Below are 12,756 nucleotides of genomic sequence, written 5' to 3'. Positions count from 1 at the left end.
ATCATTTAGAAATGAGTAAAGGATAATTGAAACAGAAGGAGCAAACTTGATGTTATACCATTTTGAAGAGTTGGTGCTACGGTATCGACTACTTAAGCCCCCAACCCCCCAAGTTTGGGGGGCTTAAATGTAACTTTCCAAGTTTGGGGGGCTTAAATGTAACTTTCCTTTTCCAAAATGGTATTAGCAAAAATTGTTATCATTGGCGCGGGACCAGCAGGATTATTATTAGCTCATTATCTCTTGCGACGGGGAAAATATCAGGTAGAAATTTACGATCGTCGTCCTGATCCAGGAGAGTTTTAGATGGTTCGATCGAGTGAAAAAAGCAGAAAATGGTTAAACTGCAAAAAATCTCATTGACCGTAGGGTTTGCCTTGCAAACCCTACAAGAAATTGGTATTACCCCAAGATTGGGGGATAGGGGGCTAACTATTAAAGTTATATAACTTTACAAAATTAGGGTATAGTAATGAAAATGAAATTGTGATCAGCCGACAAAATAGTTAATAAATCAGAAGATTGTGCCAAGTAAAAATTGTTTTCACAAAATTATCATCGCCGTTGCGACGTTACCAATTACCCTGACTTCTCCCGTTGTATTAAGTGAAAGTTCTATGGAAAATAATGTCATAGAAAATATTTACTTTGCTCAACAAAACCGTCAAGACTACTTAAGAGAATTATTGGAACGGGGGCGAAAATTAGCAGAAGCGAAGGAATATCAAGAAGCAACACGAATTTATCGGCAAGCCGCGCGTTTAGATGGGGATAATGCGAGGATTTTTTCTGGTTTAGGTTATTTAGAAGCTCGTCAAGGGAATTATAAAGCAGCCGCTTGGGCGTATCGACGAGCAATTAATCTTGAGCCGAATAATGCAGAGTTTTATTATGCTTTAGGTCACACTTTAGCAAAGATTCAAGACTATTCGGCTGCTAGTACCGCTTATCATCGATCGACGGAACTCGCCCCGAAAAAAGTTCCCGCATACTTGGGTTTAGGGGCGGTTTTATTGCGTCAAAATGATCGCGCAGGTGCGATCTCAGTTTACGAAAAACTATTAGAAATTGAACCCAATCATCCAGAAGCAAATGCGGTTATCGGATCATTATTGGTGCAACAGGGGAATTATCCGCGTGCGATCGCGCACTTAGAAAAAGTAATTAAAATCGCACCAGAAACCACCGCAGCTTGGCTAGACTTGACCACAGCTTATCAACAACAGGGAAAATTTCCATTTGCGCTAAAAACCATAGAAACTTTCTTACAACGCTATCCGAATCATTCTAGAGGCTATTATCAAAAAGGAAAACTCTTACAACAATACGGTGAAATTAACGCCGCCGCCTCAGCTTACAAACAGGCGATTAATTTAGATTCTCAATCAATAGAAGCCTTAATTGCACTGGGGGAAGTGCAACTCAAACAAGAACAATACGCCGACGCAGTGAACACATATCAGCGTTTAAAGCAGTTTGTCCCTGATAATCCAGCTATTTATTATAACCTCGGATTAGCATTAAAAGGACGCGATCGAGTCCGTGAAGCGAGAAAAGCCTTTCAAACTGCCTACCAACTGTTTACAGAAGTGCAAAATCAAGAGGGAAAAGATCGCTCACAAATGCAACTCCGCAATCTTTAAGATTAGGGGTTGCTGAAAAAGTCCATTGGTTGGTTTAGTAAGGCAAAAGGCAAAAGGCAAGAGGCAAGAGGGTTGATTGATCGGTAGGAGGGGAAGGTTTTGATGCAAGGTGCGTGACGATTGAACAATCAATGAACTTGCATTTTTACAAGAACTGAATCGCCCCAAATCCTTATTTGATAAAACTTTCAGTTTCCCAACAGCAAGCCCTAAGATTAATAATGAATGATGAAGGGTGATCACATTAAGTTCCCCCAAGATTGGGGGTGAGGGGGCTAATCCGTTAATCGAATTGTTTCAACCAAGGACGAACATCCACCGCTAAATCTAACCCTAACTGTAAGAGAGGCTGCAATTCTGGAGACAGTTGATCACGAGCAAAAGTCTGTAACCAATGGTAATATAACTCTTGGCATCGATCGAGCATAATTCCCACACCAAGCAGATGTCCCAACTCAATCAGTCGTCGAGTATAGTCACCAATCGTGGCATCATCGGGACAATCATGGAGTAAATGCCAGAGCGATCGTAACGTTAACCGTTCGAGAATCTTCTTCCCTTCTGAAATCTCAAGCGATAACTGTAACCCTTTCGCTTCCGTTACAATTGCCTCTAACTCTCCTAAAACCTCATTGCGGGATGCTGTTTCATCCTCCACCTGTTCCAACTCCTGTAACCCCTTCAAACAACGCTGAGAAAGGGCAATTTCCGCCGCCACTTGTAACTCTCGCGGTACTGGAATCTCATCTTGATGAAACGCAACCAAGATACTGTAATTGTCACGATCAATCTGAGTATAAAGTTCATGGAGACGAGTTTTTGTCTGTTGCGCCAATTGCTGCATAATTTCCATTCGTTTCTCTACAAACAGATTTTCTAACCCGAGAGACTGTTCACCAAAATGATCTTTCATCGCTAGGATTGTTTTGGCTGCACTGCCCTGTTTAAATGTGGTAAAAATGCTTTCTAACGCCATTGTGTAAGCGGTACGTCCAGGGAAAGATTGTACACAACAATGAAAATCCCATCCTCCGAGATGTAACACAGCAAACACTAAATGATCCGTTTCGCCAGTGTTACGGCGCTGCATTTTCAATTCTCCCATCGCAAGGGTGAGCGCCCCAATGGTTTGTCTTTGGTAGTCTTGTTGGGTGACATAATAAGCATAGTGATGATCTTGTTGGGGATGAAGTTGAAATAAGGAACTGAGGGCGTAATGGGCAGTAATTTGTTCGACGGTGATCCGTGCGGGTTTCACTAGATGATGATAGATTTCCGCCCCATTTTTGAACCTTTCACTGTTACTGGGGGCGGCTGCTAAACGTTTCATAAACTCTAGTTCTAGAGATTCACCGCACACTTTTTCTGCTAAATTCATGGCACGGGAGGCATAACGTAAAATTTGCACGCCTTCTGGACGGGAAAGTTCCTCAAAAAACCAGCCACAACTGGTAAACATTAATAGCGCATTCCGTTGCATTTCTAACAAGCGCAACGCTTCAATTTGTTCTTGGGGGCTGAGAGGATGATTACTGTGACGAGAGAGAAAAGAGGTGACAGAGGTATAATCTCGGATGACGTTAATGTAGTCATTACGAGCGTCCCAAATGTCTATAAATAGTTTTTTTCCTTCTTGTTCAAAAATCTCGATTAATCGATCGCGCAACCCGTCTAAACTCTCCCGTAGCGGTTTACGCCAGTATTGCTGAGACTGTTCACTACCGCCACAACCGCAATGACTACGCCAACGTTCCACCCCATGAGAACAACTCCAAGAAGTCATCGGTTTAATCATTACTTCCCATCTGGGAGGATTCTCACTGAGATAATGACCATAGTTGCTGACTTGCCATCGTCGCGCGGGAAACTCACGAGTAAAGGCGTAAGCTAAACATTTTTCTGTTCCTGGTTTATGATGTCCGAAGGTTTCCCCATCGGTGGCGACATTAATCAGTTGTGACGGACGATGATCTCCTTGAATCGCTTGTCGTAGCCGTTCTGCGAAGTATTGGGAGGTATTCAGGACATTATGAAAGCCCATATCTGCTGAGATCGGACCGTCGTAGAAAAAGATATCAATAAAATCGCTTTCTGTCACATAACAACGATAAGGACGACTGGGGTTAATTTGTGATCCCCCCACTTCCTGCCAATATTGGGGAGAGGGATCATTACCAGTGGGGAGAGGGCGACAACGTTGCGCTTGCGAGGGAGAGAGAATAATAAAACGGATATTTTCAGCAATGAGGGTTTCTAAGGTGGCATAATCGACGGCGGTTTCGGGTAGCCACATTCCTTCTGGTTCTCGTCCAAATCGAGATTGAAAATCAATTTTTCCCCAACGAATTTGGGTTAATTGATCCGCTTGATTCGCCAGGGGAAGAATGGCATGATTATAAGGCTGCGCGATCGCGTTCCCATGTCCATTCAGCCGTTGACAACTGATGCGATCGGCTTCAATTATTTTCTGATAAACTTCTAAATCATATCGTTCCAACCACGACATTAAAGTCGGTCCGATATTAAAACTTAAATATTCAAAATTATTAATAATATCAATGATTTCTCCCTGTTCGTTTAAAACTCTGGCAAAAACATTGGGGCGATAACATTGGTAGTGGATGCGTTCATTCCAATCATGGAACGGTTCCGCGCTTTTTTGTCGCTCGATCGCTTCTAAATAAGGATTCTCTCGTGGTGGTTGATAAAAATGTCCATGGATTGTTACAGAAACTCCCGTTTGGGTTGCCGTTTCCTTATTTTCTTCAACTGTTGTTAATGTTTTCTTAACCACAGATGATACTTGCTGTATATCCATTTTACAATCCCTCCTGTTGCTCTCAAAAGAGCCGTTGTTTTTGTTAGTTGTACCCGCTCTTAGTTTCCCACCAAATCTTGAGTCAAAATTCCTGCTGATTTAATTGCGTAGGATAAGTAATCGTAGGTTGGGTGAAGCTACCGCGTAACCCAACACCATTGCTACATCTTAAATGTTGGGTTTCGTGGTAGGTTGCGTGAAACGAAGTGAAACCCAACATCATTGCTACATGTTAAATGTTGGGTTTCGTGAACTCCACCCCACCTACATCTAATCCGCTACCTGCTTAAATGTTGGGTTTCGTCTTCTTCACCCCACCTACATGTTAAATGTTGGGTTTCGTCTTCTTCACCCCACCTACATCTTAAATGTTGGGTTTCGTGAACTCCACCCAACCTACATCTTTGATGGCTTAACCAGTAATCAGAGGAAGACTAAATTTTTCATCTTGATAAAACCGATAAAACAAATGTTCATCTTTGAAATCATGCTCATCCCAGGTATGATGTAACCAGCCTCGATCGAGCAATAATTGTCCCACTTCGATCGCGCTTTCCCGAGAACAATTGATATAATGATACAACCAATCTACTAATTCTGTCCCTACAATCGATCGAGGATAAGTCCTCAATTTGTGACGATTATCCCGAATTAAACCAGGAGTATTTCTAATCGCTTCTACAATTGTTTCTAAGTTTTCACTGCGACTTAAAATCGGTGTATCTTCTTCAATCAGTTCTATAGCAGTTCTAATTCATTTGTAAAAAGTTGATAAACCGTTCCCCCCTTACAAAGGGGGGTTAGGGGGGATTAATTTACAATTCATTTGGGATTGCTATATATAGTTAGGGCTTGAGTCAAGAAAACTGAAAGTCTTACCAAATAAGGATTTGAGGCGATTCAGTTCAGATAAAAATGCAAGTTCATTGATTGTTCAATCGTCACACACCTTGCATCAAAACCTTCCCCTCCTACCGATCAATCAACCCTAAGGCAACTTGCCTCTTGCCTAAGGCAACTTGCCTCTTGCCTAAGGCAACTTGCCTAAGGCAACTTGCCTTTTGCCTCTTGCCTCTTGCCTTACTTAACCAACCAATGGACTTTTTCAGCAACCCCTAGTTACTTCTGAAAGTAAAGTTATCCTAAGCGAATCGTGAAAATTTCCTGAGAATTGATTCCCATATCGGAAAGATTAACGGCAAAATAGAAAAGAACGTTGGAGAACAAAGAATGTCGGAAAATTTACGAAGTAAAGCGATTACCCAAGGGACACAGAGAACGCCAAACCGTGCGATGCTACGAGCAGTTGGGTTTGGAGATGAAGATTTTACAAAACCAATTGTGGGATTAGCGAATGGGTTTAGCACCATCACCCCTTGTAATGTGGGAATTAATGATTTAGCACTTCGCGCTGAAGCGGCTTTCAAACAAGCGGGCGCAATGCCTCAAATGTTTGGCACGATTACGATTTCTGACGGGATTTCCATGGGAACAGAAGGGATGAAATATTCTCTGGTTTCCCGTGATGTGATTGCAGACTCGATCGAAACGGTGTGTAATGGTCAAAGCCTAGATGGGGTTTTAGCGATCGGCGGTTGTGACAAGAATATGCCTGGGGCGATGATCGCGATGGCTCGTCTCAATATCCCTTCAATTTTCGTTTATGGGGGAACAATCAAACCTGGACATTATCAGGGAGAAGATTTAACCATTGTCAGCGCCTTTGAAGCGGTGGGACAACATAGTGCTGGTAAAATTGATGAAGCACATCTCACTGAAATTGAACGTCGCGCTTGTCCTGGGGCGGGTTCTTGTGGTGGAATGTTCACGGCGAATACGATGTCCTCGGCGTTTGAAGTCATGGGAATGAGTCTCCCTTATTCTTCCACAATGGCAGCAGAAGACGCAGAAAAAGCCGATAGCGCGGCAAAGTCTGCGTTTGCTCTCGTGGAGGCAATTCGGAAACAGATTCTACCCAGCCAAATTCTCACCCGTAAGGCGTTTGAAAATGCCATTTCGGTGATTATGGCGGTGGGAGGATCAACCAATGCCGTTTTACATTTACTGGCGATCGCCAATACAATCGGAGTGGATTTAACCTTAGATGATTTTGCCACCATTCGCGATCGCGTCCCTGTTATTTGTGATCTTAAACCGTCAGGTCGTTTTGTGATCACGAATCTACATAATGTAGGCGGGATTCCCTTAGTAATGAAAATGCTTTTAGAGCATGATTTATTACATGGTGAGGCCCTAACCATTACAGGAGAAACCATTGCTGAAATTTTAGAAGATGTCCCCAGTCAACCCGCAACGGATCAAGAAGTGATCCGTCAATGGGAAAATCCTTTGTATCCTCAAGGACACCTTGCCATTTTAAAGGGAAATCTTGCCACAGAAGGAGCAGTGGCGAAAATTAGCGGCGTGAAAACTCCGAAAATCACGGGGGCAGCGCGAGTGTTTGAATCAGAAGAAGACTGTTTAGACGCGATTCTCGCTGGCAAAATTCAAGAAGGAGACATTGTAATTGTGCGCTATGAAGGGCCGAAAGGGGGTCCAGGGATGCGGGAAATGTTAGCCCCCACTTCGGCGATTATTGGGGCTGGATTAGGAGATTCTGTGGGGTTAATTACTGATGGTCGTTTCTCTGGTGGAACTTATGGCATGGTTGTCGGTCATGTCGCCCCAGAAGCAGCGGTGGGAGGTAATATCGCACTGGTAGAAGAGGGAGATACGATCACGATTGATTCCTACGCTCGATCGTTGCATCTCCATGTTAGCGATGAGGAATTGGCGCAACGTCGGAAAAACTGGCAACCTCCTTCTCCTCGTTATCCTCGTGGCGTTTTAGCGAAATATGCCAAAATCGTTTCTTCTAGCAGTTTGGGCGCTGTCACCGATTTGAATCTCGTTTAATTGGATTTTTGGGTTGGGTTTTTTCATCTCAACCCAGCCTTTTAATTATCACTCAGCAACCATGATACCGATAATTAACACAGGAATGTCAATGTTAGAAACTCCTCTCTGCTCTAAATCCCAAACAATTTGTTCAAAATAGCTAACACCTGTGGACATTTGAACGGCTAAATCTTTGATGGGAACAATTTCAACGCCAGCTTTAATGCCAGCTTTTTTACTAAAAATAGTCATTTTGGCGCAAACATTATAAACCATAAAAGAATACTTACCAAATTGGACTTCTACGCCAACTTTACCTTTGATAAAATCCATTTCTCTGTAAGCATTTTTATGATCCATGCTATTTTGGGGTTGATAGTTTGATGTATAGTAACTACTGGAATAGCTACAGGGAATACGATAGCTCCCCCAGCTTTTTTCTTGAAAACATCGAGCAAATTGGTCATTTAAGCATTTAGGACTATAAAGGATTTGACCTTGCTTTGTTTTTTCTTTACTTTTTTTCTTTTTACATAAGGATGAATCACACTGTTTTATTACTTCTTTAATTTCCCTTAGATGTTCACTAAAATCACTTTCTAGTTTTTCTTTACCACCATTAAAAGAATACTCACCTGCTACTATCATTTACAATTAATCCCAAAGTTGGTTTTGTTTCCATTCGTCTGGTTTCATACAGACTTTTTCTGTTCCTTTTGGTTGGTAAACTGATTTTCCTAAATCTCGTTTTTTCAAGTTACCACTTAAAAGATTATAAATCCTTTCTTCTGCTAGTTCTACATATCTTTTTTCTAAATCAACTCCGATAACTTTTCGCTGATGAATTAAACCCGCTAGTAACGATGAACCAACACCCATAAACGGATCAAAAACTACTTCTCCTTCTTCAGTTAAAGCTAAAACTAATCTCTCTACCAACTCGATCGGATACTGACAAGGATGTTCTGTTTTTTCAGGATGATTTGATTTAACATTAGGAATATCCCACAGAGCTTGATCAAATTCAGAGGCGATAAACTCCCAAAAATCAGAGGGATTTTTTCCTAAAGGATTACCAGAGGGAAGTCCTCTTTTACTTCCTTTATAATGTTTTTTACCTGGATATTTTGAGGGGACTCTCACCGCATCTAGATTAAAGGTATAATGGTCTGATTTCGTAAACCATAAAACAGTTTCATATCTGCCAGAAAAGCGTTTTTTGCTGTGTAAGCCATGCCCAAAATGCCAAATAATTCGATTTCTGAGTTTTAAGCCTAAGTCTTTAAAACGAGAATAAAAAAAGATATCTAAAGGATATATTTCTCCTTTTTCTACATAATTTCCTACTTGCCAACAAATACTTCCACTTGGTTTGAGGATGCGATAACATTCCTGAATAATCGCTTGATAAAACTCTAAGTATTCGTCAATTTTTCGGCGATTCTCATACACTTTTCCGATATTATAAGGGGGAGAAGTAACAATTAAATCTATACTCTCATCGGGAACAGTTTTGATAAATTTAGCAATATCTGTGTTGCTGATTAAAATATCAAACGGTTCGATATAAGTGCGATGATTGATAACTTTTTGATTTGAGTGATCAAACATTTTTTGATTGTAAGAACGACCTCCCATTATAATAACAATTTTCTTCAATTTCACCAGATGGGATACAAAAAAAAGCCGTGAGGAAGCCCCCACGACTTTTGTTTTGCGTTGTCTAGTGTCCTCTCAGTTATTGAGTTAGGACTTCCATTTCTGAGCAACCACTTCCGCCAGATCAACAACTCGTTGCGAGTAACCCCACTCGTTGTCATACCAGGCAATCACTTTTACCATGTCGCCATTCATTACCATGGTCAGGCTACCATCGACGATCGAGGAGGAATCATTGCCCTTATAATCGGAAGAAACTAGGGGTAACTCGGTATATTGGATAATGCCTTTCATGGAATTTTCCGCCGCATGATGAAGCACTTCATTGACTTGTTCCGCGATCGCTGGTTTTTCCACTTGGGCGACAAAATCCACAACTGAAACATTGGGAGTGGGAACACGCATCGCAATTCCACTTAACTTCCCTTCTAATTCTGGAATCACTAACGCCACTGCTTTCGCCGCGCCAGTGCTAGTGGGAACAATATTCACTGCTGCTGCCCGCGCCCGACGCAGATCACGGTGACTAGCATCAAGAATCCGTTGATCACCTGTGTAACTGTGGGTGGTGGTCATCATTCCCTTGACAACGCCGAAGTTTTCATGGAGGACTTTGACCACTGGCGCTAAACAGTTTGTCGTACAACTGGCATTACTAACCACATTGTGTTTATCGTGATCATATTCTTCGTGATTGACACCGACAACATAAGTGCCAACATTTCCTCCTTTACCCGGTGCTGTGATCAACACTTTTTTTGCACCAGCGGCGATGTGTTGAGAGGCTTTTTCTTCCGACGTGAAAACACCAGTGGATTCGACCACGAGGTCAATATTCCAAGAATCCCAAGGTAAGTTTAAGGGATTGCGATCGGAGCAACATTTAATTGTTTTTCCGTTAACAGTAATCGTATCCTCATCATGGGTAATCTCTGCTTTCAGATTTCCCAGCATGGAGTCATATTTCAATAAATGAGCATTGGTTTTGGGGTCAGAGGTATCATTTAAACCCACGACTTCTAACCCGGTATTTTCCCGTTCTAACCAGCAACGTAAAAAGTTCCGTCCAATGCGTCCAAATCCATTAATGGCTACTCTAATCACTATCTATTTGCCCCCTTGCTGAAGCTCGATAACATTAATTTATTCTTAACGACACTGATCATACCGTAAAGTCTGTACTATGCGAAAGATAACGATCGTTGGTTTTTTGTCATTCTTGAGAAATTAGTGGTTAAATTCTCGAAATTACTCCCTCTAAACTTGACAATTAACTTAATTTTTGTTTATATCTGAGTCAAAATCCTGAAGGGGGACGCGGTTTTTGTATCTCCTGAGCCTCGATCGAGAGGAAACAAGGAATATACTTTTGGGTGTGGTGTCGTGAGGAAGTTAAATGAGTTGCAACAATTCAATCGATTTAAATGGTAAGCCGTTTCATTTTATCGGCATTGGTGGCATTGGAATGTCAGCGTTGGCATACATTTTAGCAAAACGCCAGGTGCCAGTGGCTGGCTCTGATTTACGATCGAGTCAGATTACAGAACGTTTAGAAAAATTGGGAGCATATATCTTTTCCTCTCAAGAAGGAAAAAATTTGGATTATTTTCGAGAAAACCCTATTTCTCCCATCACTCAATGTAATCAAACCCCACAAGTGATTTGCTCAACAGCAATTCATCCTGATAACAGTGAATATCAAGCAGCGATCGATCGCGGTTGTCCGATGTTTCATCGCTCTGACGTTTTAGCCGCCCTCGTTGCGGAATATGAAAGCATCGCCGTTGCTGGGACTCATGGTAAAACCACAACTAGCAGTTTACTCGGTTATGTTCTCTTAGAAGCAGGAGTCGATCCCACTGTTGTTGTCGGGGGAGAAGTGGCGGCTTGGGGAGGAAATGCTCGGGTGGGTGAGGGACGTTATCTCGTCGCTGAAGCTGATGAATCCGATGGCTCTTTGGTCAAATTACAGCCCTCGATCGGGATCGTAACTAACATTGAACTCGATCACCCTGACCACTATCAAAGTTTAGCGGATGTGGTCGATATTTTTCAAACCTTTGCCCAAAACACCAAAACCTTAATCGGTTGTATTGATTGTGAAACGGTACGCAGCACACTCCAACCAGAAATTACCTATAGTCTTGATCTTAAAACAGGAGCAGACTACACCGTCACCAATATCCATTATCAGGGTAAAGGAACAACCGCCACTGTCTGGGAACAGGGAACGCTTCTCGGTGAAATCAGCTTAAAATTACTCGGTAGTCATAACCTCAGTAATGCCTTAGCAGTGATAGCAACCGCAAGAAAAATTGGAATTGAGTTTGAAGCCATTAAGAAATCGATCGGGCGCTTTACGGGAGCAAAACGACGCTTTGAAGTGTATGGCGAAGAAAATAGCATCTTGTTTGTAGATGACTACGCCCATCATCCCAGCGAACTAATCGCCACCCTCACAGGAGCAAAATTACAGATTGAAAGCAAAGAAGCGAAACGTCTGGTTGCCATCTTCCAACCCCACCGTTATAGCCGCACCGAAGCCTTTTTACAGGAATTTGCCACCGCCTTTAGTGCTGCCGATTTAGTCATCTTGACAGACATTTATAGCGCAGGTGAAGCCCCCACAGAGATCAACGGGGCAAAATTAGCGAAAATCATGGCAGAACATCACCCAAAAGTCATTTATCACCAAAACCTCTCTACCCTCTCCCAAGAGTTAGAAACCCTGCTACAACCAGGGGATATCGCCCTTTTCTTAGGTGCGGGTAATCTCAATCAAATTATTCCCGAAACCATGGCACGTTTAACGGAACAAAAAGCAGCATGACTCTCTACCTTCCCGAAACCAACTGTCTCTTACAATCTGAAGTTTCTCTCGCCCCTTTTACCTCTTTACGAGTGGGAGGAACTGCTCAGTGGTATGTCGCCCCCAAAAACAGTGAGCAACTCCAAGAAACGCTGCAATGGGCGCAACAAGAACAATTACCGATTACCTTTTTAGGCGCGGGTTCTAACCTCTTAATTAGCGATCGAGGCTTATCTGGAATCGTGATTAGCGCTCGGTATTTCCGCAACTTGGATATTAACGAAGAAGCTGCAACCATCACCGCTTCGGCGGGAATGCCCCTCGCAACCGTCGCTTGGAAAGCAGCTAAACGAGGCTGGAGTGGGTTAGAGTGGGCGGTGGGTATCCCAGGCACAGTGGGCGGTTCAGTGGTAATGAATGCGGGGGCGCATGGTGCTTGTATGAGCGAGACGTTAACCCAAGTGGTTGTCGCCACTGACAACGGGAACTTAGAAACCTTAACTCCTGAAGCCTTAGCATTTCGGTATCGCACCTCTAACCTACAAAATCATCCCCGTTGGGTAATGGAAGCGACATTTCAACTCCAACCTAGTTATTCTCCAGAGAAGATCACCACAAAAACCCGTGCTAATCTCAATCAACGCCGCCATAGTCAGCCTTATGATAAACCCAGTTGTGGGAGCGTTTTCCGTAATCCCCAAGAGCAAGCGGCGGGTTGGCTCATTGAACAAACGGGTTTAAAGGGATATCAGGTGGGAGGCGCACAAGTTGCCCATCGTCATGCCAATTTTATCCTGAATCAAGGACAAGCCACTGCTCAAGACATTTACAATGTAATTCAGCACGTGCAGGAAAAAGTTGAGCAACAGTGGTCAGTTTTCTTGCGACCGGAAGTTAAACTATTGGGTGAGTTTTCCAATTAAATCATC

10 protein-coding genes and 1 pseudogene are annotated in these 12,756 nt (G+C 42.7%); 5 read left to right on the top strand and 6 right to left on the bottom strand.

Annotated elements, in window-relative coordinates:
* Nucleotides 1-177 precede the first annotated feature (177 nt).
* A pseudogene (locus tag DACSA_RS18945) lies at nucleotides 178-294 on the top strand (NAD(P)-binding protein); the annotation flags it as partial.
* Between the two features lie 230 nt (nucleotides 295-524).
* Nucleotides 525-1,643, top strand: a complete 1,119-nt coding sequence (locus DACSA_RS06555) for a tetratricopeptide repeat protein (protein ID WP_015228992.1) — start codon at nucleotides 525-527, stop codon at nucleotides 1,641-1,643.
* A 283-nt stretch (nucleotides 1,644-1,926) separates the two neighbouring features.
* Here the strand turns inward: DACSA_RS06555 and DACSA_RS06550 are convergent, their stop codons facing one another.
* From DACSA_RS06550 to DACSA_RS20390, 3 genes are all read right to left on the bottom strand, one after another.
* Entirely contained in the window at nucleotides 1,927-4,461 is a 2,535-nt protein-coding gene (locus tag DACSA_RS06550) for a DUF3536 domain-containing protein (protein WP_015228991.1), read from the bottom strand.
* Nucleotides 4,462-4,873: 412 nt separating this feature from the next.
* Nucleotides 4,874-5,092: a hypothetical protein gene (locus DACSA_RS21370; RefSeq protein ID WP_051017287.1), complete on the bottom strand. Its 219-nt coding sequence runs from the start codon at nucleotides 5,090-5,092 to the stop codon at nucleotides 4,874-4,876.
* Nucleotides 5,093-5,432: 340 nt separating this feature from the next.
* The gene (locus DACSA_RS20390) at nucleotides 5,433-5,573 is read right to left on the bottom strand and encodes a hypothetical protein (protein WP_156800684.1); all 141 of its coding nucleotides are present in this window, start codon (nucleotides 5,571-5,573) and stop codon (nucleotides 5,433-5,435) included.
* Nucleotides 5,574-5,691: 118 nt separating this feature from the next.
* Here DACSA_RS20390 and ilvD point away from each other — a divergent pair, with 118 nt between their 5' ends.
* A complete protein-coding gene (ilvD, locus tag DACSA_RS06540) occupies nucleotides 5,692-7,377 on the top strand; it encodes a dihydroxy-acid dehydratase (RefSeq protein WP_015228990.1) in 1,686 nt (561 codons plus the stop codon).
* 48 nt (nucleotides 7,378-7,425) lie between these two features.
* On the opposite strand, the gene DACSA_RS06535 is transcribed toward ilvD, so the two are convergent.
* The 3 genes from DACSA_RS06535 to DACSA_RS06525 form a co-directional block, all read right to left on the bottom strand.
* A complete protein-coding gene (locus DACSA_RS06535; RefSeq protein WP_015228989.1) occupies nucleotides 7,426-8,007 on the bottom strand; it encodes a BglII/BstYI family type II restriction endonuclease in 582 nt (193 codons plus the stop codon).
* Between the two features lie 6 nt (nucleotides 8,008-8,013).
* Nucleotides 8,014-8,970: a site-specific DNA-methyltransferase gene (locus DACSA_RS06530; protein WP_051017369.1), complete on the bottom strand. Its 957-nt coding sequence runs from the start codon at nucleotides 8,968-8,970 to the stop codon at nucleotides 8,014-8,016.
* Between the two features lie 135 nt (nucleotides 8,971-9,105).
* Nucleotides 9,106-10,122: a type I glyceraldehyde-3-phosphate dehydrogenase gene (locus tag DACSA_RS06525; RefSeq protein WP_015228987.1), complete on the bottom strand. Its 1,017-nt coding sequence runs from the start codon at nucleotides 10,120-10,122 to the stop codon at nucleotides 9,106-9,108.
* 292 nt (nucleotides 10,123-10,414) lie between these two features.
* Here DACSA_RS06525 and murC point away from each other — a divergent pair, with 292 nt between their 5' ends.
* Nucleotides 10,415-11,848, top strand: a complete 1,434-nt coding sequence (gene murC / locus DACSA_RS06520) for a UDP-N-acetylmuramate--L-alanine ligase (RefSeq protein ID WP_015228986.1) — start codon at nucleotides 10,415-10,417, stop codon at nucleotides 11,846-11,848.
* Entirely contained in the window at nucleotides 11,845-12,750 is a 906-nt protein-coding gene (murB, locus tag DACSA_RS06515) for a UDP-N-acetylmuramate dehydrogenase (RefSeq protein WP_015228985.1), read from the top strand. Before murC ends, murB begins: the two co-directional genes overlap by 4 nt.
* Nucleotides 12,751-12,756 lie beyond the last annotated feature (6 nt).

Origin of the sequence: Dactylococcopsis salina PCC 8305 (genome assembly GCF_000317615.1) — a bacterium.
GTDB lineage: Bacteria > Cyanobacteriota > Cyanobacteriia > Cyanobacteriales > Rubidibacteraceae > Halothece > Halothece salina.
The sequence above is the reverse complement of the archived record's forward strand: the minus strand, read 5'-3'. Positions and strand labels throughout refer to the sequence as shown.